Annotated in this window: 20 protein-coding genes; 7 read left to right on the plus strand and 13 right to left on the minus strand. The window is 60.4% G+C overall.

Going from position 1 to position 21,997, the window contains the following annotated elements; all coding sequences use genetic code 11:
- Window positions 1-50: 50 nt before the first annotated feature.
- The 5 genes from H8F23_RS03895 to H8F23_RS03915 form a co-directional block, all read right to left on the minus strand.
- Complete coding sequence (locus H8F23_RS03895; RefSeq protein ID WP_194933464.1) at window positions 51-2,009, minus strand: DUF1302 domain-containing protein; 1,959 nt, start codon at window positions 2,007-2,009, stop codon at window positions 51-53.
- 47 nt (window positions 2,010-2,056) lie between these two features.
- Entirely contained in the window at window positions 2,057-3,346 is a 1,290-nt protein-coding gene (locus tag H8F23_RS03900) for a phospholipase C/P1 nuclease family protein (protein WP_194933465.1), read from the minus strand.
- Window positions 3,347-3,574: 228 nt separating this feature from the next.
- Entirely contained in the window at window positions 3,575-5,143 is a 1,569-nt protein-coding gene (locus H8F23_RS03905) for an FGGY-family carbohydrate kinase (RefSeq protein WP_194933466.1), read from the minus strand.
- A 20-nt stretch (window positions 5,144-5,163) separates the two neighbouring features.
- Window positions 5,164-6,759 (minus strand): glycerol-3-phosphate dehydrogenase/oxidase, encoded by a 1,596-nt coding sequence (locus H8F23_RS03910; protein ID WP_194933467.1) that lies wholly within the window; start codon window positions 6,757-6,759, stop codon window positions 5,164-5,166.
- A gap of 5 nt (window positions 6,760-6,764) precedes the next feature.
- Window positions 6,765-8,360: an FAD-binding oxidoreductase gene (locus tag H8F23_RS03915; protein ID WP_194933468.1), complete on the minus strand. Its 1,596-nt coding sequence runs from the start codon at window positions 8,358-8,360 to the stop codon at window positions 6,765-6,767.
- A gap of 210 nt (window positions 8,361-8,570) precedes the next feature.
- Between H8F23_RS03915 and gliR the strand changes: the two genes are divergently transcribed.
- The gene (gliR, locus tag H8F23_RS03920) at window positions 8,571-9,587 is read left to right on the plus strand and encodes an AraC family transcriptional regulator GliR (protein ID WP_194933469.1); all 1,017 of its coding nucleotides are present in this window, start codon (window positions 8,571-8,573) and stop codon (window positions 9,585-9,587) included.
- A gap of 515 nt (window positions 9,588-10,102) precedes the next feature.
- Window positions 10,103-10,468, plus strand: coding sequence for a DUF6124 family protein (locus H8F23_RS03925; protein ID WP_194933470.1), 366 nt, complete (start codon window positions 10,103-10,105; stop codon window positions 10,466-10,468).
- A 401-nt stretch (window positions 10,469-10,869) separates the two neighbouring features.
- On the opposite strand, the gene H8F23_RS03930 is transcribed toward H8F23_RS03925, so the two are convergent.
- The 7 genes from H8F23_RS03930 to H8F23_RS03960 all read right to left on the minus strand — a co-directional run bounded on the left by H8F23_RS03930 (window position 10,870) and on the right by H8F23_RS03960 (window position 18,066).
- Complete coding sequence (locus tag H8F23_RS03930; RefSeq protein ID WP_194933471.1) at window positions 10,870-11,238, minus strand: glyoxalase superfamily protein; 369 nt, start codon at window positions 11,236-11,238, stop codon at window positions 10,870-10,872.
- 198 nt (window positions 11,239-11,436) lie between these two features.
- On the minus strand, window positions 11,437-12,894 hold the full coding sequence (locus tag H8F23_RS03935; RefSeq protein WP_194933472.1) for an N-acyl-D-amino-acid deacylase family protein: 1,458 nt from the start codon (window positions 12,892-12,894) through the stop codon (window positions 11,437-11,439).
- Window position 12,895: 1 nt separating this feature from the next.
- Window positions 12,896-13,756 (minus strand): MurR/RpiR family transcriptional regulator, encoded by an 861-nt coding sequence (locus H8F23_RS03940; protein ID WP_194933473.1) that lies wholly within the window; start codon window positions 13,754-13,756, stop codon window positions 12,896-12,898.
- 16 nt (window positions 13,757-13,772) lie between these two features.
- Window positions 13,773-15,122, minus strand: a complete 1,350-nt coding sequence (locus tag H8F23_RS03945) for a GntP family permease (RefSeq protein ID WP_194933474.1) — start codon at window positions 15,120-15,122, stop codon at window positions 13,773-13,775.
- 336 nt (window positions 15,123-15,458) lie between these two features.
- Window positions 15,459-16,352, minus strand: coding sequence for an NAD-dependent epimerase/dehydratase family protein (locus H8F23_RS03950; RefSeq protein ID WP_194933475.1), 894 nt, complete (start codon window positions 16,350-16,352; stop codon window positions 15,459-15,461).
- 103 nt (window positions 16,353-16,455) lie between these two features.
- Entirely contained in the window at window positions 16,456-17,367 is a 912-nt protein-coding gene (locus H8F23_RS03955) for a LysR substrate-binding domain-containing protein (protein ID WP_194933476.1), read from the minus strand.
- A 108-nt stretch (window positions 17,368-17,475) separates the two neighbouring features.
- Window positions 17,476-18,066, minus strand: coding sequence for an NAD(P)H-dependent oxidoreductase (locus H8F23_RS03960; protein WP_102901516.1), 591 nt, complete (start codon window positions 18,064-18,066; stop codon window positions 17,476-17,478).
- Window positions 18,067-18,250: 184 nt separating this feature from the next.
- Between H8F23_RS03960 and H8F23_RS03965 the strand changes: the two genes are divergently transcribed.
- Window positions 18,251-18,565: a putative quinol monooxygenase gene (locus tag H8F23_RS03965; RefSeq protein ID WP_194933477.1), complete on the plus strand. Its 315-nt coding sequence runs from the start codon at window positions 18,251-18,253 to the stop codon at window positions 18,563-18,565.
- Here the strand turns inward: H8F23_RS03965 and H8F23_RS03970 are convergent.
- Window positions 18,555-19,319 carry a sulfite exporter TauE/SafE family protein gene (locus H8F23_RS03970; RefSeq protein ID WP_194933478.1) on the minus strand — a complete coding sequence of 255 codons (765 nt, stop codon included), beginning with the start codon at window positions 19,317-19,319 and terminating at the stop codon, window positions 18,555-18,557. The two genes, H8F23_RS03965 and H8F23_RS03970, sit on opposite strands and share 11 nt — an antisense overlap.
- A 163-nt stretch (window positions 19,320-19,482) precedes the next feature.
- Here H8F23_RS03970 and H8F23_RS03975 point away from each other — a divergent pair, with 163 nt between their 5' ends.
- The 4 genes from H8F23_RS03975 to H8F23_RS03990 all read left to right on the plus strand — a co-directional run bounded on the left by H8F23_RS03975 (window position 19,483) and on the right by H8F23_RS03990 (window position 21,862).
- Window positions 19,483-20,364, plus strand: coding sequence for a LysR family transcriptional regulator (locus tag H8F23_RS03975; RefSeq protein ID WP_150691776.1), 882 nt, complete (start codon window positions 19,483-19,485; stop codon window positions 20,362-20,364).
- A gap of 45 nt (window positions 20,365-20,409) precedes the next feature.
- Window positions 20,410-20,985 (plus strand): NAD(P)H-dependent oxidoreductase, encoded by a 576-nt coding sequence (locus H8F23_RS03980; RefSeq protein WP_095114179.1) that lies wholly within the window; start codon window positions 20,410-20,412, stop codon window positions 20,983-20,985.
- Window positions 20,986-21,032: 47 nt separating this feature from the next.
- Window positions 21,033-21,404: a MerR family transcriptional regulator gene (locus H8F23_RS03985; RefSeq protein WP_038357439.1), complete on the plus strand. Its 372-nt coding sequence runs from the start codon at window positions 21,033-21,035 to the stop codon at window positions 21,402-21,404.
- A 107-nt stretch (window positions 21,405-21,511) separates the two neighbouring features.
- Window positions 21,512-21,862 carry a cupin domain-containing protein gene (locus H8F23_RS03990; protein ID WP_016770579.1) on the plus strand — a complete coding sequence of 117 codons (351 nt, stop codon included), beginning with the start codon at window positions 21,512-21,514 and terminating at the stop codon, window positions 21,860-21,862.
- Window positions 21,863-21,997: the final 135 nt, after the last annotated feature.

Here is a 21,997-nt window from a genome sequence, read left to right on the forward strand (position 1 = left end):
AAGCTCGCTCCCACAGGGGAATGAGGTGTCCCGGAAATCTCGTGTGAAACTCACAAGAAATACTTGAGGTTGAACCCGACGTTGTCGCGGTCGCGGATGCCGTTGTTCTGCCCGCCGCCGTAGAACTCGGTGTATTGCAGTTCGGCTTCAAGCTTGTTCTGGTAGTTGGCTTTTATCCCCAGCGTGTAGGCCTTACGCCCTTCGATGGTGTTGCCGGCCTGATAGCTGTTGCCCTCGAAATCGTCCTTGTAAACGATGTACGGCGAGACGTTGACCCCGGCGTACACATCGTTCCAGGTGCCGTTGAGCATCGCCGTGTAGCTGTAGGAATTGCGATTGACCTGATCGTCGCGATCACCGCCGGAGACATAGGAATAGTTACCGGTGCCGGCGTAGTAGCGACGGCTGCCGTCATACGCGGTGTATTGCAGACTGCTGCCGCGCAGGTGCTCGGAGGCCAGTTCGAAGATGCCGAACAGCGAGTCGAACGATGCCGTCGGACCGAAGTTGTAGATGGTCCCCAGCGAAGTATTGAACGCTTCCACACGCTCGGCGTTATTGATCTGGCTGTCGAGGTTGACCATCTGCCCGCCGACGTTGATCGACTTGCCCGTCACTGCCGCCGCAGCACCGTTGGCCAGGTCGCCAATCAAATCGTTGGTGGCGGCAACGCCGATTGGCAGGTTAGGCCGATAAGCAATCTCACCAAACACCGAGGCCTCGCCCAACGTGGTGTTGAAGCTGAAGCCGTACATGCGGATGTCTTCGGCATAACGCCGATGCGCCTGGATATTGCCCATCACGTCGGCCGTCGCCAACCCATTGGCCAGCGCCCCGGCCTGACTGCCGGCGACACCGGACAACAGGTTGGTCAGCGCATCCATGTCGATGCCTTTGTAGCCGCCCAGGTCCGCCGCGATGGTCGGCTCCTTGGCGTGGTAGTTGACCATGTACAAACCGAACTCGGTGCTGTTGAGCTGCTCGGCGATGTAGCGAAAGGCAAAGCCAAACTGGCCATCGTTGCGCGCGTTGTAGTCCTTGCCGATGCTCGCCACTTTCAGTGTGTTGCCGTAGGCCGGTGTCACGCCGTTGGCGTACAGGCCTGTGGTTTGCAGGGCGGAGTTGAGCAACGGGTTATTGCCCAGCGCGCTGTACAAACCGATGACGTTGCCAAACCCCGGGACCGGCGTGTCGAGCGCCGTGCCGCTGAAGTTGTTGTAACCGGTGTTGCCGCCGTCGGCGAACAGGTCGGTCTGCGAGTAGAAGGTGCCGACCGGATCGATGCGGGTTTCCTTCCAGTTGGTCTGGTAGAAACTCTCCATCGTCAGCGAGTCGGTGAGGCCGATGTTGAAACTCAGCGCCTCGACCGGCACCAGCACTTCCTTGACTTCGGCGCCGGGCAAGCGGTACTTGGCGGCGTCCACCGGGTTGGTGGTGTTGATCCCGCCGCGATAGAAAATCCCCTCACCCCAGTTGAACACCTGCCGACCGACGCGTGCGGTCACCGGCATCTGCGCAACGTCCCAACTGCCGTGTACGTAGGCGTCGAGCATCTCGATGCGGCTGCCGGCGATGTCGCGGGTCTGGCTGGTGAAATGGCTGTCCTGCGGGTAGCTCTGGCTCGGTTGCGAGGGGCTGTTGTTGTCGTAGTAGTCGTTGCGCTTGTCCATCAGCTGCGTGTCGTAGAACGCGGTGCCGCGCACGAACACACCGTAGTTCTGATAGTTGGCTTCAAGCTCGGAGGTGATCTTGTACACCTCGGAAACCAGCCCGGTATCGAAGTTGCGATTGCCGTCGTTGGTGTTGACGTCATCGTTAGTCTTGTCGCGGCCCTGCACCCGCCACAAACGACCGTAGGACAAGGTCGTATCGAGGGAGCCGGTGACCTGTTTGTCCATGAAGCTGAACTCCACCGCGTGCGCCGCATCGACTGCGCACAACTGCAGCAGCCCTGCCAGGCCGACACCGGGGAGCACGGCGCCCGTCAGGCGTAATCGAGAGTTGATCATGTGTTCCTCCTTCCCTGTTTTTTATTGTTTTGGTGTGCGTTGCCGCGCTACGGCGCCAATCCCGCGCTGACGTAAATCCGGCTGTGCGAGCCGAAATGCCCCAGTAACTTGAACAGTTGCTGGTTGAGTGCCGGATGGTCGAAATCTTCTCGATGCAGCTGATTACCGCTGCTGAAATCACTGCTGACCGGCGCCGTTTCCAGCCACTGGCCGATAGCTTCGTCGAAGGTGGCAGAGTCATTGACGGCTTCGGCACTGACCACTTCGCGCAGGTAGTCGACCGAGTACGGCGGGTAGCTTTTGTCCTGAGCCACATCGGTGTAAGCCGCAAGCATCGGGTGCGGCTGACCAGCGCGCAGCAAGCGCCGCAGCCAGGTCGACTGGTACTTCTCCACTTCCATATGTCGAGTGGCGACGCGCTCGATCGAGGCTTGTTTGTCGGCGGCGAAACCGGCCAGCGCCTTGCCTTCCAGCAGCAGAAGACTGGCGAGATCGACACCGGGCAAGGGCTTGGCATGATACGGCTGTGTCAGATCCTGAACGTGGTGCAGGCCCCAGCCGAGAAAGCGATACCCCCAATACCGATGACCGCTGGCAAATGCCAGTCGCGCCAGGCCCAGGTACTGATACGCGCGCCAGTCCGGCCAACTGCGCTCAAGGAAACCGGCAGCGGCGTACACCACCGCACTTTCGTGGAAGAAGCCCATGTGGAACGGCGCCTGCGAGCTGTACTGGAAACGCGCATCACCGAACGGTTGCGGGCCGAAACCGTAGATCGCGCCGACGTTGCCAGGGTTGTCGCTGAACAGATTGATGTCGTGGCCGTAATCCGGTTCGTCGGCGGCGCTGGCGAGCACCGCGAGAGGCGCGACTTTTTCGTGCTCGGCGACAACGATGAAACGCTGGCGATTCCACGGTGACAGGGTTTGCTCGACCATGACTTGATTGGCCTGCAGATGCTCACGTTCGGGCAGGTCTTTGCCGGGCAATGGCTGGATGACCATCGCCAGATGTATCTCGGGATTGATGCGCAACGCGGTGAGGAAGTCGTGGCGCAAATTTTCGCTCGGCACTGCGGGCAACTTCAGGTTGTCGGGGCGTGGCGGGTATTGCGCGAAGTGCTCGCGGGCGAAGCTTTCCTGCTGCTCCAACAGCGCCAGCACGGCCGGATATTGCTCGGTGAGAAACTGCTCAAGTGGCTCGACTGCAACCGCTGGCGCATCACGCAACGCCGGCAGATCCTGCAACGCCAGATAGCTGCCGACCGTATGGTTCGACCAGCCCCAGGCGCTCGGGGCCGTTGCACAAAGCAGTAACAGGAGGAAGGTCAGCTTCATTGCTTTTCGTTCTTATTGGCGGTGCCGTGGGGGATGAGCCTAACAACCGACCCCGCCGCTGGCACTGTCCGATCTCACCAGAAAAAGTCTCCGATGGCGCCACATCGAGTCGCAATACGGTTCCTGTAGGAGCTGCCGAAGGCTGCGATCTTTTGACGTTGATCTTGAAAAACAAGATCAAAAGATCGCAGCCTTCGGCAGCTCCTACAGGGGATTGGTGGTGTTCTTTCAGGCGGGGTAACCGGTGATTTTGCGGATGCTCTGATACAGCGGTTTGAGCTGGCGGTACATGCGCAGATAGACCTCTTTGTACAGTTGCTCATAGATTTTCTGAGCCTCGGGCTGCGGGGTGAAAACCGCACCGACGCGGGTCATCGCCGCGATGGCCGTGGGGAAATCCGCGTGCAGTCCCAACCCCACCGCACAACAAATCGCCGCGCCCAGACCCGAGGCTTCATACACGTGCGGCCGCTCCGCCGGCAGGCCGAAAATATTCGCCGTCAATTGCATCGCCGCATCACTCTGCGAGCCGCCACCGGCAACGCGCAGTCGCTTGACCGACACCTTCGAACGCCGTTCGATATTCTCCATGCCCTGGCGCAAGGCATACGCCAGTCCCTCAAGAATCGCCCGGTAAATATGCGCGCGGGTGTGCACATCGCCGAAGCCGATCATCGCGCCTTTCGCCTCGACACCCGGCTCGCGAATCCCCGGCGACCAATACGGTTGCAGCATCAAACCCATCGAGCCTGGCGGCACTGCATCGACCAGCGCATCGAACAACTGCTCCGGCTCGATGCCCTGCTCTTTGGCCTGCTGCATCTCGCGCAAGCCGAACTCGTTCTTGAACCAACTGACCATCCAGTAACCGCGATAAATCATCACTTCGCAGTTGAACTGATCCGGCACCGCCGACGGGTACGGCGGAATCAACGGGACGATTTCCAGATAGCGCGAACGGGTGCTGGTGATCGTCGCCGTGGTGCCGTAGGACAGGCACACCGTGCTCGCATCGACCACGCCGGCACCGACCACTTCGCAAGCCTTGTCGGCGCCTGCCGCAATCAGCGGCAAGCCTTCGGGAATGCCGGTGTGGCGAGCGGCTTCAGCAGTGATGTAGCCGAGGGTTTCACCGGGTTTATGCAGGATCGGCAATTGCTCGGGCCGCACCGCCAGTGCCTGCCATTTCCAGTCACTCGGCGCAGCCCATTTCAGGCGTTTGAAGTCAAACGGTAGATAGCCAACGCAGCAACCGACCGAGTCGACAAAACGCCCACATAGTCGATGGGTGAGAAATCCCGAGAGCAGTAAAAACTTGTCCGTCGCCGCCCACACCTCGGGCTGATGCTGAGCGATCCAGTTCGCCTCAGCCTGGGCACGAAAGTAATCCACAGTGCCCTGCGCACCGACCAGTTTGAAAAGCCAGCCCCACGGTCCTTTGATCCCGCCCTCGACTTCGCTCTGACGCTGATCGAGCCACAGAATCGCCGGGCGCAATGGCTTGCCCTCGGCATCGACGTTGATCACCGTGCCGCGCTGCGTGGTCAGGGAAACGCCGGCAATCTGCGCGCGATCAATCCCCGTTTGCTGCCAGACCTGCTGACACGCCTCACCCAGTTTCGCCCAGTAATACTGCGGATCCTGCTCGGCCCAGCCCGGTTGCGTCGAGTAATACGCCTGCAACTCGACCTTGCCTTTGCCAAGCAGATTGCCCTGCAAATCGAAGAGCAGCGCGCGCACGCTCTGGGTGCCGTTGTCGATGGCCAGCAGGTAACGCTTGTTCGGGTGGTTGTCCATGGAGCTCTCTTCAAGGGGCATCAAGGCGTGGCATCCGGCAAACCGTGATGGCGTTGCCACAACGCCCGATAACGCTGTTCTTCCTGCTGCCAGTGTTCGTCGCTCCAGCCCAGTCGAGGCTGGCAGAGTTGGCGGATGGCGGCGAAATACGCTTCGCCACCGCGCGGCAACAGCAGGCCCAGACGCGTGCGGCGCAGGAGCAGATCGTCGAGGTGCAAGACCATTTCCGCTTCGCTGGCGAAGGCCAGTTCTGCCCACAACGTGTCCGTAGCACCGACCGTTTCGTGGCTGACTTCTTTGATCAGTTGCGCCAGCCTCGGCAGGTCGCGGCCATGCCGTCCGGCCAGGCGTCGCCACTGATGGTTGCTCAATTCAGGGATCACCAGCGCAGGCACAGCGGCAAACACTGGCGCGGCGTCGTCAACGAAAGGACGCTCGAGCATCGCCGCGCAGGCCTTGAGCACTTCGATGGCTTGCGGGCGAAACGTGGTCAGTTTGCCGCCAGCCAGGGTCACGCAACCGGGCTCCTGCCACAGCACATGCTCGCGGGTTTCGTTCGACGGTTTGTCTTGATGATTGCCCGCCGCACTGCCGACTACCGGACGTACGCCCGACCATGTCGACAGCACGTCCGAAGCGTTCACTTGCGCTCCGGGAAACTGTTGCGTGCAAGCCGCCAGCAGATAGTCGAGTTCTTCGCCGCTGATACTCGCGCTCTGATCCAGATCCTCGCGATGATCGAGGTCCGTGGTGCCGACCACCGTCGCGCCTTCCCACGGGAAAACGAACACCGGACGCCGGTCGCGCTCATGCATGAAAGTGAACGCCTGCGCCACCGGCAGACGCCAACCCGGTAACAATAAATGACTACCGCGCAACGGCCGCAATTGCCGGGGTGCCGCTGGCGGGCGCAAGCGTTCAGCCCAGGCGCCGGTAGCCACCGCGAGCACGCCGCAGCGCAATTGCAGTGACGAACCGGCTTCGCAATCCTCGACCTGAACGCCGCACACTCGGCCGTTTTCCCGCAGCAGCTGTTCGACGCGCACGCCATTGACCACGACCGCACCCTCGGCCCGCGCTTCGCTCAACACGCGCATCACCAGCCGCGCATCATCGGTCAGCGCATCGACAAAACAGGTGCCGCCGAGCAAGTCGTTTTCCTTCACCCCCGGCGCCAGATATCGAAGCTGTTGCGCATCATGAAAGCGATGGCTGCGCCGTCCCGCCAAGGCGTCGTACACGCTCAGCAAACCACCCAGCACCCGCGGCCCGGGAAAGCCGCCGCGATAGTGCGGCATCAGGAAATTCATCGGCTCGACCAGCCCCGGCGCTTCGTCGAGCAGGCGTTGGCGTTCGCGCACCGAATCACGGGTCAGGCGCCACTGGCCTTTGGCGATGTAACGCAAACCGCCGTGGACCATTTTCGACGATCGGCTGGAGGTGCCCCAGGCAAAATCGCGCTGTTCCAGCAGCAGACAGCGCCAGCCTCGACGCGCCGCTTCACGCAGAATGCCGGCGCCACTGATGCCGCCGCCAATGACGATCAGATCCCAAGGTTCCTCGGCCAGCGTCGGCAGAATCTGCTGGCGCCACGCGGCGTTCCAGTCCTGACTCATGCCGGTCACTCCGGCAGCAGCGTGCCGGGGTTGAGGCGCCCGGCCGGATCGAAGTGTTTGCTCAGCGCCTGCAAGGTGTCCATCGCCAATACGCCCTTCTCGCGCAGCAGGTACGGCGCATGATCCTTGCCGACGCCGTGCTGGTGACTGATGGTGCCGTGGTTGTCGACGATGGTCTGGCTGGCCGCGTGTTTGAGTGCTTTCCAACGTGCCAGCGTCGCCGGGTAATCCGCCGCCGGGCGAAACACGTAGGTGGTGTAGATGCTTGAGCCTTCGCCGTAGACGTGGGACAGATGGGTGAACACGTGCACGCGTTCGCCTTCGGCGGCCAAGGCCTCGCGCAGACTGTTTTCAACGAGGTTGAGCAGGTTGTCGACATTGCTCCAGTCGGTGGCGGTTTCGAGGGTGTCGACCACGTAACCGGCGTTCCACAGGTTCTCGCGCAGATAGGGGAAACGGAAGCGGTTCTGCGCCCACTTCTTGCCGAGCAAGGTGCCGGTAAACACGCCGCCGAAGGCCTTGAGGTGTTGTCGCGCCTGTTTCAGCGACAGCGCGTTTTGCCGACGATTGCCGGTCACGCCGAAGGTCAGCAGGCATTTGCCCTCTGCCGCCCCTCTTAGCTTCAAATACCTTTCCAGCCAGGCGATTTGTTGCGGATGACCGGCGAGTGCCAGTTGCGTTTCTGTTTCTACGGCGTTGGATAAACGCAGCATCGACAGCGGTACGCGCGCCTGGGCCAATTGGCGGATGGCTTGCAGCGCCTTGGTCCAACTGGGTAAAAACACGCCGTAGAAACGCTCATCAGCAGGCAATGCGCTGACCCGCACCTTGACCTCGGAAATGATCCCGAAACGGCCTTCGCAACCGAGCACCACTTCGCGCAGATCAGGCCCCGCAGCCGACGCCGGGAAGGTTGGAATCTCCAGCGGCCCGGCGAAGGTTTCCAGCGTTCCGCCAGCGAATAATTGCTCGATCCGGCCATAGCGCAGCGACTGCTGGCCGCTCGAACGGCTGGCGACCCAACCGCCCAGCGTCGACAGCTCCCAGGACTGCGGGAAATGCCCCAGCGTGTAGCCCCGCGCCCGCAGCTGACTTTCCACCTGCGGCCCACTCGCACCGGGGCCGAACGTCGCCAGCAGGCTTTGTTCGTCCAGGTCGATCAGGCGGTTCATCCGCGCCAGTGACACCGTCACCACTGGCCGCGCCGAATCCGGTGGATTGATGTGCCCGGCCACCGACGTGCCGCCGCCATACGGGATCAGGCACACGTCCTGTTCGTGGGCGAGCGCCAGCAACTGGCGAATGTGTTCAGCGGTCTCGGGAAACGCCACGGCATCGGGATAATTGCCCAAAGCACCTTCGCGCAACGCCAGCCAGTCCGGCAGGCTCTGGCCCCGTGCATGCAACAAACGGTCGTGGGCATCAATGCTGTACAACGTGTGCGCCGGCAATCGCGAGGCCGGTACCCGGGCCAATGCCGCCTCAAGGGTCGCATCGGGCAGCGCGCGTCCCTCGCCCAGTCGCTCATGAAGAAACTCCGCGCCCTGGGCCGGCAGTTCGACCACCGTGGTTGCATCTCCCCAGCCGTTCCAGCGTCGCATGCGTGTGTCCTTCTTACCGTCAGATCAGTGATATTTCAGGCCTCCATACTAGCCAGCGGCCGCCAAGTGTCACGGTCGCATCCGGCCAGTTCGTGTAGCCAATTGAGTCAAACGTCGCGCAAGCGTCAGCCATTTACTTTAGTCGGGGTTTCAAATTACCTTTCAGGCTATTCGTCCGCCTCCGCTGCCGTTGATCAAAGGAATGGGATCATGCAATCGCTCGGCTACACCTCGGTTCCGCCCCTGCTCAAGTACCTGCGCCATGCCGAACAACTGGGCATGGCAGTCGAACCGGCGTTGGCGGCGGCGGGTTTGCAGGCGCAGCAGTTGAGCGACAACACCCTGCGTTTGCCCGGAGAGGCGCATGAGCGGCTGCTGGATTATTTCTGCGAACACTCGGGCGATCCGCTGTTCGGGCTTAACGCGGCGAATTTCGTCCTGCCCAATTCGTGGAGCGTGCTCGGTTACATCACCATGAACTGCGCGACCCTCGGCGATGCGATGAGCCGGATCATGCCATTCGAAAAGCTGGTCGGCGACATGGGTGTGAGCCGCGCCGAGGTGCAGGACGGCCATGTACATTTGATCTGGACCTGCCGCTATCAGCGCCCACGGATTCGTCGGCATCTGGTGGAAAATGTCCTCGGTTCGTGGCTGCACTATGCGCGCTGGATCGCCGACACGCAGATGTCGCCGGCCGGGGTTTGGCTGGAACATTCATGCCCGGCGGAGGCGACACCGGCGCAGTACGAAGCGTTTTTCGATTGCCCGGTGTTGTTCGATCAGCCGTATTCGGCGCTGGTCGTGCCGCTGGCGTATTTGCAGTTGCCGTTGCGTCAGGCGGATGCACAGTTACTGCGGACGCTGGAAGAACATGCGCTGGGCTTGATGGCGACGCTGGAGGATGCGTCGCTTGAGCAGCAGGTGAAGAACATCCTGCGGCAGTTGCTCAAGGAAGGCTTACCGCGCAAGGAGCAAGTTGCCGAACAGCTCGCTGTTTCAGTGCGCACATTGCAGCGGCAGTTGCATCAGGCGGGGACGTCGTATCAGCAGATTCTCGATGATTTGCGTCAGGAGCTGGCTGAGCATTATTTGCTCAACAGCACCTTGCCGATTCAGGACATTGCCCAGTATCTGGGGTTTACCGAACCGAGGTCGTTTCATCGCACGTTCAAGAGTCGTCGCGGGATGCCGCCGGGGGAGTTTCGGCAGATGCATAGGGGTTGATTGTTCGGGCCTCTTCGCGAGCAAGCTCGCTCCCACAGTAGATCTCGGCTGCTCACCAATTCGATGTTCACTGCAGATCCATTGTGGGAGCGAGCTTGCTCGCGAATGCGCCAGTTGCAGCACCCGATTCCCACAGGTAAATCTTCGATACTTGAGCGCAATAAACATCCCGCACCACAAATGTTTAAAGACACTCAGCGTTACGCGAAACCGCCCACAAATCCTTGCGCCGTAACCTACGCCTAAGCCAGAATCCGCCGGCTTGTGCGCCCTGAGCATGCTGCGTAACTTGATTGCGTCACTGATTCCCAGTGATCGGGTTTAGTAGCCCGGAGGTAACTCTGCTGGTCGTACATTCATCACAGGTACTCGCGTACCTGAGCTTGATGGTGGCTGTACGCAGGGCGCTTCGGCGCGCCGGCTTAGCTGAGTTCCCCGGTCTACTAACCTGCGTACAGCTGCCACCCTTTCGTTTAGTAGCCAAAGGGTTGCCGCTCAACAAAGGGAACACAGCTATGTTCAAGATAACGCCAAACCCGCCGGTCACCGACCCGGCCTCCCCCTACGAATCCGCCGATTCGAAGAAATTCCACGAAGCCGCCGAGCGCGCACTCGACCACTATCTCGGTCCGACGAACGCCGACCTCATGGCCACGCCCTACTCACCCAACACGCTGTACATGGCCAACCCCGAAGCCAACACCGAATCCCTGCTGGCCGACGCCAGCGAAACGCTGGGCTCGGCGACCGTCATGCTCAACAACCATGCCGCGCAGGTTGAAGGCACACACCGCAAGACTTTGCAGGGTATTGCGCAAGTAGTGATGGTGGCGGAAATGGCCGTCAATCGCGTGTTGGACAGGTTAGTGCCGACCGAATAACAAAAAAGCCCGCGACCCCAACTGTGATGGTTAGGTGGCGGGCTTCTTTTTGCGGTGTGTCATTTACCCTCACCCCAGCCCTCTCCCGGAGGGAGAGGGGGCCGAACGGGGGATATTGATTAGATACGCCGACCTGAAAGTGCTGCTGTGAATCCATAATCGACTCGGTCTTGCAGGTCGATGTATAGCGCCAGACACCTCGGTCAGTCCCCTCTCCCTCCGGGAGAGGGCTAGGGTGAGGGTGAAGGGGCGACCGTGAGATGTTCGCTAAATACACCGACCTGAAAGTGCTGCTGTGAATCCATAATCGCTGCAGATCTTTCAGGTCGGTGCATAGCGTCAGACAACTCGGTCAGTCCCCTCTCCCTCTGGGAGAGGGCTAGGGTGAGGGGCTTTTCAGCTCAGAGACAAATCGCGTTGGTAAACACCAACCGATTGCCAAACGGATCGACAATCGTCATGTCCTGGCTCCCCCACGGCATCGCCTGAATCCCTGGATGCGAGAACTTGTAATCCTTAGCCACCAACTGCTGCTGAAACGCCTCCAGCTCATCGGTCTCGATCCGCAGCGCCGAACCCGGGCACGCATCGCCATGATGCTCGGACAAATGCAGCACACATTCACCGCGCGACACCTGCAGATACAACGGAAAACCCGCCTCGAAACGGTGCTGCCAGTCGATCTTGAAACCCAGAAAGTCGACGTAAAACTCGACAGCCTTCGCTTCATCGAAGATCCGCAGGATCGGGGTGGTTTTGCCGAAGCTCATGGGGTGCTCCCTGACTGATTGGCCCCACAGTGTAGACGGGGTGGATGTCAGCAATTCGGCTTGGGCTGGCGTTTCTTTAATTGCACAGTGCCACTATGAGACACAGTTCAAAAGATCGCAGCCTTCGGCAGCTCCTACAGAAGGTCGCATTCCCATGTAGGAGCTGCCGAAGGCTGCGATCTTTTGACGTCAGCAGAATCACTTAAACCCGTCGCGTAAATTCCCATCGCGTGCGAGAAACCGCCCTTCCCGGCGACCGTTTGCCTGTCCATCGCGATAGCTCAACACTCCATTGATCCACACACCGTCAATCCCCTGCGCAGCCCGTTGCGGATCATTGAAATCCGCGACATCACGCACGGTCGCCGGATCGAACAGCACCAGATCCGCCCAATAGCCTTCACGAATCTCGCCGCGTTCCTTCAATCCAAATCGCGCCGCCGACAGACCGGTCATCTTGTGCACGGCGGTGTGCAGCGGAAACAGCCCGACATCACGACTGAAATGTCCGAGCACCCGTGGGAAAGCGCCCCACAGGCGCGGATGCGGGAACGGGTCTTCCGGCAGTCCGTCAGACCCGACCATCGACAATGGATGCGCGAGGATTCTTCGTACATCCGCCTCGTCCATGCCGTAGTACACCGCGCCGGCCGGTTGCAGGCGTTTCGCGGCATCAAGCAGCGGCAGATTCCATTCGACGGCGATGTCGATCAGGTCGCGGCCGCTGACTTCCGGGTGCGGCGTCGACCAGGTGATGGTGATGCGATGCGCATCGGTGACCTGCTTCAGATCCAGCGTCGAAGAACTCGCCGCGTACGGGTAGCAATCGCAGCCGACCGGGTGGGTTTTCGCGGCCTCTTCCAATGATGCGAGCAGCTCGGGACTGCGCCCCCAGTTACCGACGCCGGCGCATTTGAGGTGGGAAATGATCACTGGCGATTTCGCATGTCGACCGATTTGAAAAGCCTCATCCATCGCTTCCAGCACCGGGGCGAATTCGCTGCGCAAATGCGTGGTGTACACCGCGCCGAATGCCGTCAGTTCTTCAGTCAGTTGCATCACTTCATCGGTGGAGGCGTTGTAGGCGCTGGCGTACGCCAGACCTGTGGATAAACCCAACGCACCAGCCTCAAGGCTTTCGCGTAACTGTTCGCGCATCGCCGCGATTTCTTCTGGCGTCGCGGTGCGAAACAGGTCATCCAGATGATTGCTGCGCAGCGCCGTATGGCCGATCAGTGCCGCCACGTTCAACGTGGTATTGGCCGCTTCGACCGCCGCGCGGTAATCGCTGAAGCGTGGATAAACGAACGCTGCGGCAGTGCCGAGCAGGTTCATCGGATCTGGCGGATTGCCCTTCAACGTCACGGGCGACGCACTGATCCCGCAGTTACCGACAATCACTGTGGTCACGCCCTGGCTGAGTTTTGGCAGCATCTCTGGCTGACGAATCACCACGGTGTCGTCGTGGGTGTGCACGTCGATAAAACCGGGTGCCAGCACGCGACCGGCGGCGTCGATTTCTTCGGTTGCCGTGGCGTCGTGCAAGTCACCGATACGCTCGATGCGGCCCTCACCAATCGCCACATCGGCGCGGTAACCGGGCATGTTGCTGCCATCGATGATCAGGGCGTTGCGAATCAGGGTGTCGTACAGCATGTCAGTCTCCCAGCGGCAGGTGATCGTCGCCGCCACGGTATTCGTCGAGCGCCAGTTTGATCCGCCGCAGACGCTCTTGATTGTCTTCAGGATTGGCCAGCGCCAGCTCGGTCGCCAGCACATCGATGGCGAGTAGCATGCCGTAGCGCGCCGCCGTCGGTTTGTAGATGAACGAGGTTTCGGCGCCTTGCAGCGGCAGGACGATGTCGGCCAGTTGCGCCAGCGGCGAATCGGCGCGGGTGATCGCCAGAATGCGCGCGCCGTAGTTGCGCGCCAGTTCCACGGTCTCCAGCAACTCCGGAGTGATGCCGGTCAGCGAGCAGACAATCACCACTTGTTCGGCGTTCAGGCTGGCGGCGGTGACGCGCATCATCACCGCGTCATGGCACACGGCAATCGGGTAGCCGAGGCGCACCAGGCGTACCTGCAATTCGTCGCTGCACAGGGTCGAGCAACCGCCCATGCCGAACGCATGAATCATCCGTGCCTGACCAAGCATTTTCACCGCATCGGCGAAGCGTGATTCATCGAATCCGGCCAGGTGCTGGCGCAACGTGGTTTCGATGTCGCCGACGATCTGCCCATAGAATGCCGACTGCTCAGGCGTGCCCGCCGGGTCGAGAAAACGGCTGCCAACGCCGCTGGCCTGAGCCAGTTGCAGGCGCAGATCACGCAGGTCGCGACAGCCCACGGTGCGGGCAAAACGCGACAGCGTGGCGGTGCTGACTTCGGCGCGTTGCGCGAGGTCTTCGAGGCTGGCGCTCGCCGCGAAACCGACGTCGTCGAGCATCAGCCGGGCGATGCGACCTTCGCCGGCGCTGAAGGAATCCTGACGGGCGCGGATCTGGTAGAGGATGTCCATGGACGGCGGGCTCCGGTTACAGCAGGTAAGAAAGGCCGATGGTCAGACCGAAAGCGACCAGCGAGATCAGCGTCTCGAGTACGGTCCAGGTCTTGAACGTCTGCGCGACCGTCATGTTGAAGTATTCCTTGATCAACCAGAAGCCGCCGTCGTTGACGTGGGAAAAGATAACCGAGCCAGCGCCGGTCGCCAGCACCAACAGTTCAGGGTGTGGATAACCCAGACCAATGGCCACCGGCGCGACCACGCCGGACGCGGTGGTCATGGCCACGGTCGCGGAACCGGTGGCGACGCGCATCAACGCCGCGAACAACCAGCCCATGATCAGCGGCGACAGGTGGAATTCGTGGGCGAGACCGACAATCTGATCGGTGACGCCAGCCTCCACCAGAATGCGGTTCAAGCCACCGCCAGCGCCCACCAGCAACGTGATGCTGGCAGTCGGCGCCAGACATTCGTTGGTGAATTTCAGAATCGATTCACGGTTGAAACCCTGGGCGATGCCCAGCGTCCAGAAACTCAACAAGGTCGCCAGCAGCAGCGCAATCACCGAGTTGCCGATGAACAACAGAAACTGATTGAAACCGCTGCCCGGGGTGGAAATCAGGTTGGCCCAGCCGCCGATCAGCATCAGCACCACCGGCAATAGAATGGTCGCCATGGTGATGCCGAAACCCGGCAGTTTGTCGCGCGGCTCGCGGTCGAGGAATTGTTTTTCCAGCGGGTTATCCGCCGGCAATTGAATGCGCGGCACGATGAATTTGGCGTACAGCGGCCCGGCAATGATTGCGGTCGGAATGCCGATGGCGATCGCATACAGCAAAGTCTGCCCGACCGACGCCTGATAGGCCTGCACCGCGAGCATCGCCGCCGGGTGCGGCGGCACCAGCGCATGCACCACCGACAGGCCGGCGACCATCGGCAAACCGACCATCAGAATCGACACGCCGACGCGTCGCGCCACGGTGAAAGCGATCGGCACCAACAGCACAAAACCGACTTCGAAGAACAGCGGCAAGCCGACCAGAAACGCGATGCAGACCATCGCCCAGTGCGCATTCTTCTCGCCGAATTTGTAGATCAGCGTACGCGCCATCTGCTCGGCACCGCCGGACTCGGCCATCATCTTGCCGAGCATCGTCCCCAGCGCCACCACCAGCGCAATATGCCCCAGCGTCTTGCCCACCCCGGCCTCATACGCCCCTACCACACCCGAGGGCGGCATCCCCGCCACCAGTGCCAGGCCGATGGAAATCAGGGTGATGACAATGAACGGGTTGAGCCGGTAACGGGCAATCAACACGATCAGCGCAATGATGGCGACGGCGGCATAGACCAGCAGCCAATAGCCGAAGGAAGGCGTCATGCGGTACTCCTCGAAAGGGTCACGTTCGAATGGGTTGTGAAACTCATAGATCATTTCGAGATCGAGATTTCAAACCGTATGAAAGTAATTTTCGTGGAGAGGCAAGGCGTGTCGCTAATGGATATGTCTTGTCGTGATTAATGAAAATTGCGGGGCGGGATTTACATGGTTTTACAGCCAACACAGCCCCCTGTAGGAGTGAGCCTGCTCGCGATTGCGTCGTAACAGTCAATATCATCATTGGCTGAATGACCGCTATCGCGAGCAGGCTCACTCCTACAGTTTGATCGCATTCTTCCAGACAGAATGCGCAACCTGTGGGACGTAGCGTACGGATCACACCATTTCGTTACGAATCCATTCAACCACCGACGTGCGCTTCGGTGCCCAGCCCAGCAGTTCGCGGGCGTGTTTGCCGCGTACGCGGCTGTTGGAGCCGAGGCCGTAGTTGGCCATTTCATAGCCCCATTCGGCTTCGGCGTCTTTCAACGGCCAGTCTTGCGGTTGACCCAGGTTCAGGGCTGCGGCCATGGCGGTGGTCATGTCGATGAACGAGGCTTCGCCGCTTTCGACGAAGTAGAACGTGCCCGGAACGTTTTTGGTCAGCGCCAGCAGGTACAGGGCGACGACGTCTTCGATGTGCACGTTGGACCAGATGTTCTGGCCGGTGCCGACGTGGCGCACGACGCCGCTTTTACGCGCCTGCTTGAGCAGACGCGGCAATTGCACGCTGTCGCGGATAACGCCCAGGCTGTGGCCGTAGATCAGCGTGTTGCAAATCACCGCCGAGTTCACGCCGTCCTTCGCCGCTGCGAGGATCAGGTTATCGATTGCCACGCGCGCTGCTTTGTCGACAGTCGGCTCTGGCAAGTTGTCTTCGTAGTAGATGACATCGCTGGACTTGCCGCCGGATGCATCGCCAACAATGCTCGAACCGCTGGTGTGCAAGAAGACTTTGCTGGAACCGCGCATCGCGTCGAGCAATGCTTCGACGGCGCCGCGATGGTCGCTGCTGGCGGCGTTGATTACTGCGTCGGCAGCACGGGCCTGTTCGGCGAGCAATGCTTTGTCGTCGAGGGTGCCGATGACCGGGGTCATGCCCAGTGCCTTGAGCTCAGCCGCTTGTTCAGGGTTGCGCACCAGACCGGTGACTTGATGCCCGGCCTTGACCAGACCGCTGGCGATGGAGCCGCCGATAAAACCGGCAGCGCCGGTGACGAATACGTTCATGGAGAAACTCCCTGCGTGAATAAGTGATGGGTCGAGTATCGGCCTGTGGGTCCGAGGGAAAAACCCGCCCTCGACCAATTCACTCTTGCGCAGAGGTCACGAATCAGCCCTTGAAATCGGCGCTGGCGTAAGCGGCGAGTTTGCTCTGGATAAAGTCGAGGAAACACTGAATGCGCAACGCCAGTTGCGAGTTCCGGTAGTACACGGCGTTGATCGGCTGGCGATAACCGCTGTTGAATTCAGCGAGCAAGACTTTCAGGCGCCCGGCCCGAATGTCATCGATGGTCATGAAGTGCGACAGGCAGGCGATGCCCTGCCCTTCCAGCGCCAGATGGCGCACGGTCTCACCGCTGGAGGCGCTGATCGCCGGGGTGATCGGCCAGCGGTCACCGTGCACGTAGCGCAGCGGCCATTGGTTGAGGCCTTCGTTCTGAGTGAAGCCAAGCAAGGTGTGTTCGCTCAAGTCCGCGACTTGCTGCGGCGCGCCATGTTTTTTCAGGTAGGCGGGACTGGCGACGATCAGCAGCGGACTGCAACCGAGCGAGCGCGCATGCAGCGTCGAGTCAGCGAGGGTGCCGATACGGATGGCGATGTCGGTGCTTTGTTCCAGCAGGTCAATGATCAGGTCATTGCTGTTGAGTTCGAGCTGAATGTCCGGATAGAGGCGGCGGAACTCGTCGATGTACGGGACCACTGCGTGGAGCATGAACGGTGACGCGGCGTTGATGCGCAGGCGCCCGGACGGCGTTTGCTGGCGCGAGGACAGGCGTTCTTCGAGTTGATCCATCTGATCGAGAATCAGCTTGGCCTGCTCGAAGAAATACTTGCCCTCTTCGGTCAGATCCATGCGCCGCGTGGTGCGGTTGATCAGTGTGGTATCGAGCTTGGCCTCCAGCTTCGACAACGTACGGCTGACCGCCGACGGCGTTTGCCCGACCTGTTCTGCAGCGGCGGAAATCGAACCGCATTCGATCACGCAGACGAAAATCTGCAACTCATCGGATCTGGCTTTCACGGGTGTCCTCTTTGAAATCGCCAAGATCGCAGATGACTGCAACTCTCTGTAGGAGCTGCCGCAGGCTGCGATCTTTCGCTGTTACCACCGATAGTAGCCCGAAACCATTCAGGCCTTCAGACCAAACACCTCGGTCAGATGCTGCTCGTAACGCGCGACATCAGCCTCGATGTTCGGCCGCTTCATCACGTCCACACAAAGGAACGTCGGCAATCCGGTCATACCGAGAAACTCGTTGGCCTTGTGGAACGGGAAGTACACCGCGTCGACGCCTTTGGCTTCAAAGAAATCCGTCGGGTCATCGAAGGCCTGCTGCGGTGCATTCCAGGTCAGCGACAGCATGTATTGCTTGCCCTGAATCAGACCGCCGCTGCCGTACTTCTGGGACGCATCGGAACGGGTGCGGCCATCGCTGGCGTAGAGGCTGCCGTGGCCTTCGGTGAAGACTTCGTCGAGGTACTTTTTCACCGTCCATGGCGCGCCCATCCACCAGCCCGGCATCTGATAAATGATCACGTCGGCCCAAAGGAATTTGGCGACTTCTTCAGCAACGTCGTAACCCTCGTCGATGAAGGTGGTTTTAACGTCGACGCCGCCGCGATCAAGCACGCTCAGTGCGGCTTCGTGCAGGGTGGCGTTGTAGCGACCGTCAGAGTGGGCGAATTTTTTACCGCCATTGAGCAACAGCACTTTTTTCATGAGAAAGCCTCGGCGCAGCCATTGGGCTGGATGGAGAAGGGAAACTGGAATGGCGGCAGATTAACGATCCGCCTCGCGCGGAATAAGGCCTGATTGCGCAAAATACATTTGATTAAAAAGCACGAATCCAGCGCCGATTGTTGCAATAACATCCGCGGCATTCTGAATGTGAGGAGTCGTTGTAATGAGTGAACGCTTGGGTTTTATCCTGCACGCCAAGACCCGCCCGGAACAATCCGTGGCTTTCGAAGCGCTGTTTCGCGCCTACGTCGAACCGAGCCGCGCGGAGCCAGGTTGCATCGAGTACCACATGCTGCGTGATAAGGAAGATCCGACGCTGTTTATCTTCTACGAGATCTGGGCCTCCCAGGCGCACCTGGACGTGCATTCGAATTTGCCGCACATGAAGGCTTTCTTTGAACAGCGCATGGACTATCTGGAGCGCGATTTCGATATCCGCCAGATCGAAATGCTCAGCGAAGCCTCGGCTAACCGCTGATCAACAAATGCGCGCCGAGCGCGCCCATACCGACAAAGAACACCCGTTTGAACAACACGGCGCTGATCCGTTCGCGCAGCCATTGGCCCAGCAACATACCGAGAATGGCCGGGATCAGCGCCACCAGCGAAGCACTCAGCTCGCCGCCACCGAGGGCACCACGCCAGAGCAATCCAGCGGCCAGTGCCAACGTCGAAACGGTGAATGACAGGCCCAGCGCCTGCACCAGTTGATCGCGACTCAAGCCCAGCGCTTGCAGGTACGGCACCGCAGGAATCACGAAGACGCCGGTGGCCGAGGTGATGACACCCGTGATCAAACCGCACGCCGGACCGAGCCAGCCTTCATGGCGCGGATTGACGCTCAGCGTTGGCAGAAACAAGCCACTCAACGCATAGAGCAACAGCGCCGCGCCCAACCCGCGCACCACCCAATGCCCGCCCGCCATACCGATCGATAACGTGCCGATTGCGGTGCCGAAGAAGATCATCAGCAGCATCGGCCACAGGCGTTTGACCAGTCCTTTCAAGTGCCCGCCGAATGCCAGTTGCCAGACATTGGTCAGGGTGGCCGGGATGATCAGCAACGCGGCTGCCTGCGACGGCGCCATAGCCAGACCGAGCAAGCCCATGGCGACAGTGGGCAGGCCGAGGCCGATCACGCCTTTGATCAGGCCGGCAACAATGAAGGTCGCGATGACCAGCATAGACAGGGCCAGGCCGAGGTGTTGGTAGAAATCTGTGAGTGTGTGCATGGCGCTACTCTGCGCCAGTCAGGGTTGGCTGAAAATCTGCCATATACTGATGCTGCCTCTTGCTGGACAAGAGGCTGATATTTTTTTGAAGCTGTCGGCCTCATCGCTGGCTTGCCAGCGATGGAGCCAGCCCAGACACCACAAAAACCAGAGGCTGCCAATCATGCACTTCGACCTCACCGACCTGCGCCTCTACCTGCACATCCTCGACACCGGCAACATCACCGCCGGCGCCGCCCGCAGCCATTTATCCCTGGCCGCCGCCAGTGCAAGGATCCGTGCCATGGAAGCCTCGCTTGGCGTCGATTTCCTCGAACGCGGCCGACGCGGCGTCACACCGACGCCGGCTGGAAAGGCGCTGGCCCAACACGCGCGCATCCTCCTGCAACAGACCGAACGCCTACAGCAGGATCTGGCCGACTACGCCCAAGGCGTCAAAGGTCAGGTGCGCTTGCTGTGCAACACCACGGCGATCACCGAATACCTGCCGGAAGTACTCGCGGACTTCCTGCGCGATCACCCCAATCTCGACATCGACTTGCAGGAACTGCCCAGCGCGCGCATCACCCACGCCCTGCGCCAGGGTGCGGCGGATTTAGGGATTGTGTCCGACGCAGTGGACACCAGCGACCTGCAGACCCAGCCATTTCGCGACGATCCGCTGGTGCTGATTCTGCCTCTCGACCACCCATTGTCTGACGCCACTGAGGTCAGTTTCAGCGACGCTTTGCACCATGACTTCGTAGGACTCAGCGCCGACAGCGCTCTGGCGATTTACCTGGAGGAACAAGCCCTGCACAGCGGCGCGCGAATGCAGGTGCGTATCCGTGCCGACGGTTTCGATGGCGTAATGCGCATGGTCGGCCGTGGCGCCGGGCTGGCCATCGTGCCGCTGGCCGCCGTCGAACGCGCGGGGCAGCGCTCATTCAACAGCGTGACATTGAACGAACCCTGGGCGCGCCGCACGTTGATGCTGTGCGCCAAGGATTTCACCGCCCTGCCCGGTTACGCCAAAGCCCTGCTGCACGCCTTGACTCTCCCCTAAGGGGCAGACTTCATCCTAGGCTTTTCTTCAGCACGGACAACGACGATGGGCAAACGCATTCTGCTGATTCTCGGCCATCCATCCGGCGCCAGTTTCTGCGCCGCACTGGCCGAGCGTTACGTCCAGTCAGCGATCGACGCCGGCCACGAAGTTCGTCAGTTACGCCTCGGCGAACTGGATTTTGACCCGGTGCTGCGCGAAGGTTATCGACAGATCCAGGCGCTGGAAGAGGCCTTGAGCGTGGCGCAGTCCGACATCCTTTGGGCCGAACACCTGACGCTGGTTTACCCGATCTGGTGGGGTGGCATTCCGGCGTTGCTCAAAGGCTTTTTTGACCGAGTGTTCCTGCCCGGTTTCGCCTTCAAATACCGTAAAGGCAAAGCCTTCCCCGATAAGCTGCTGAAGGGGCGCACCGCGCATTTACTGGTGACCATGGACACGCCGCCCTGGTACTACCGCTGGTTTTATCGCATGCCCGGTCTGCATCAGGTACGCAAGACCACGCTGGAATTCTGCGGGATCAAACCGTTGCGCACCCTGACGTTTGGCCCGGTACTTGGCTCAAGTGACCACCAGCGAAAAACTTGGCTACGGCAGGCACAGGCTATCGCCGCTCACTGACTCTGCTGATAATGCAGCGCGCTGTTTCCCACTGAAAAAGGACTTTTATGTACATCGGCCAAGCCGCGCAACGCTCCGGCACCACCATTAAAAGCATCCGGCATTACGAATCGATCGGCCTGCTGCCCAAGCCCCGGCGGCAGGGCAATTACCGCCTCTACGATCAGCAGACCGTCGAGTTGCTGGTGTTCATCAAATGCGCCAAAGACATGGGTTTTCGTCTCAAGGAATTGCAGGTGATTTTCGCCGACCATCAGGGTGAGGCAATGCCTTGGGCACGTGCGCAGCAGGCCATCGAAGCGAAGAAACGCGAAATCAGCAACACTCTGGCCGAACTCACCCGGCAATTCGCGCAACTGGAGGTATTCGAATCCAGCCTCGAACAGGCCCGAGCCGAATGCCCGCTGGAAAAACTCTGAGCCCGCGCGCGTTTCTGAGCAGTTCGATGTCGACCCCAGACAACTGAGCACTGACCGGGCGCTATAGGGTGCGAGTTCATTTCTCAAGCCCACTGCCCGGAGTCCTCATGACCGCGACCGCCCCTATCACTGTTCTGCGCGACACCCATCCGCTGCCGGTACTCGATGCCTGCAAATGGGAAAAACTCGAAGGCGACCCGCACACCGTCAACCTCAATGCCTACACCAGCGAAGACGGCAGCAAGATCATGGGCACGTGGATCTGCACACCAGGCAAGTGGCGCGTTGATTATGTGAAGTGGGAGTACTGCCATTTCCAGGAAGGCTACTGCGTGATCACCCCGGACGGCATGGCGCCGATCCATTTGCGTGCCGGCGATATTTTTGTGGTTGAACCGGGCATGAAAGGTACGTGGGAAGTGGTTGAGACTGTGCGCAAATATTTCGTGTTTGCCTGATGCAAAAAAGCCGGGAGATCACCCGACGTGATTTCCCGGCAAACAATGTCTGATACACGCAAGTCCCCTGTGGGAGCTAGCCTGCTAGTGATTGCGGTGGATCTGGCAAAGAATGGTTGCCTGACACTCAGCCAT

Origin of the sequence: Pseudomonas neuropathica (genome assembly GCF_015461835.1) — a bacterium.
In the GTDB taxonomy this organism is placed as follows: domain Bacteria; phylum Pseudomonadota; class Gammaproteobacteria; order Pseudomonadales; family Pseudomonadaceae; genus Aquipseudomonas; species Aquipseudomonas neuropathica.

What these genes read in the sequence shown, in the direction of transcription:
- H8F23_RS03895 (WP_194933464.1), bottom strand. Translation starts at nt 2,009, where the DNA reads ATGATCAACTCTCGATTACGCCTGACGGGCGCCGTGCTCCCCGGTGTC.
- H8F23_RS03900 (WP_194933465.1), bottom strand. Translation starts at nt 3,346, where the DNA reads ATGAAGCTGACCTTCCTCCTGTTACTGCTTTGTGCAACGGCCCCGAGC.
- H8F23_RS03905 (WP_194933466.1), bottom strand. Translation starts at nt 5,143, where the DNA reads ATGGACAACCACCCGAACAAGCGTTACCTGCTGGCCATCGACAACGGC.
- H8F23_RS03910 (WP_194933467.1), bottom strand. Translation starts at nt 6,759, where the DNA reads ATGAGTCAGGACTGGAACGCCGCGTGGCGCCAGCAGATTCTGCCGACG.
- H8F23_RS03915 (WP_194933468.1), bottom strand. Translation starts at nt 8,360, where the DNA reads ATGCGACGCTGGAACGGCTGGGGAGATGCAACCACGGTGGTCGAACTG.
- gliR (WP_194933469.1), top strand. Translation starts at nt 8,571, where the DNA reads ATGCAATCGCTCGGCTACACCTCGGTTCCGCCCCTGCTCAAGTACCTG.
- H8F23_RS03925 (WP_194933470.1), top strand. Translation starts at nt 10,103, where the DNA reads ATGTTCAAGATAACGCCAAACCCGCCGGTCACCGACCCGGCCTCCCCC.
- H8F23_RS03930 (WP_194933471.1), bottom strand. Translation starts at nt 11,238, where the DNA reads ATGAGCTTCGGCAAAACCACCCCGATCCTGCGGATCTTCGATGAAGCG.
- H8F23_RS03935 (WP_194933472.1), bottom strand. Translation starts at nt 12,894, where the DNA reads ATGCTGTACGACACCCTGATTCGCAACGCCCTGATCATCGATGGCAGC.
- H8F23_RS03940 (WP_194933473.1), bottom strand. Translation starts at nt 13,756, where the DNA reads ATGGACATCCTCTACCAGATCCGCGCCCGTCAGGATTCCTTCAGCGCC.
- H8F23_RS03945 (WP_194933474.1), bottom strand. Translation starts at nt 15,122, where the DNA reads ATGACGCCTTCCTTCGGCTATTGGCTGCTGGTCTATGCCGCCGTCGCC.
- H8F23_RS03950 (WP_194933475.1), bottom strand. Translation starts at nt 16,352, where the DNA reads ATGAACGTATTCGTCACCGGCGCTGCCGGTTTTATCGGCGGCTCCATC.
- H8F23_RS03960 (WP_102901516.1), bottom strand. Translation starts at nt 18,066, where the DNA reads ATGAAAAAAGTGCTGTTGCTCAATGGCGGTAAAAAATTCGCCCACTCT.
- H8F23_RS03965 (WP_194933477.1), top strand. Translation starts at nt 18,251, where the DNA reads ATGAGTGAACGCTTGGGTTTTATCCTGCACGCCAAGACCCGCCCGGAA.
- H8F23_RS03970 (WP_194933478.1), bottom strand. Translation starts at nt 19,319, where the DNA reads ATGCACACACTCACAGATTTCTACCAACACCTCGGCCTGGCCCTGTCT.
- H8F23_RS03975 (WP_150691776.1), top strand. Translation starts at nt 19,483, where the DNA reads ATGCACTTCGACCTCACCGACCTGCGCCTCTACCTGCACATCCTCGAC.
- H8F23_RS03980 (WP_095114179.1), top strand. Translation starts at nt 20,410, where the DNA reads ATGGGCAAACGCATTCTGCTGATTCTCGGCCATCCATCCGGCGCCAGT.
- H8F23_RS03985 (WP_038357439.1), top strand. Translation starts at nt 21,033, where the DNA reads ATGTACATCGGCCAAGCCGCGCAACGCTCCGGCACCACCATTAAAAGC.
- H8F23_RS03990 (WP_016770579.1), top strand. Translation starts at nt 21,512, where the DNA reads ATGACCGCGACCGCCCCTATCACTGTTCTGCGCGACACCCATCCGCTG.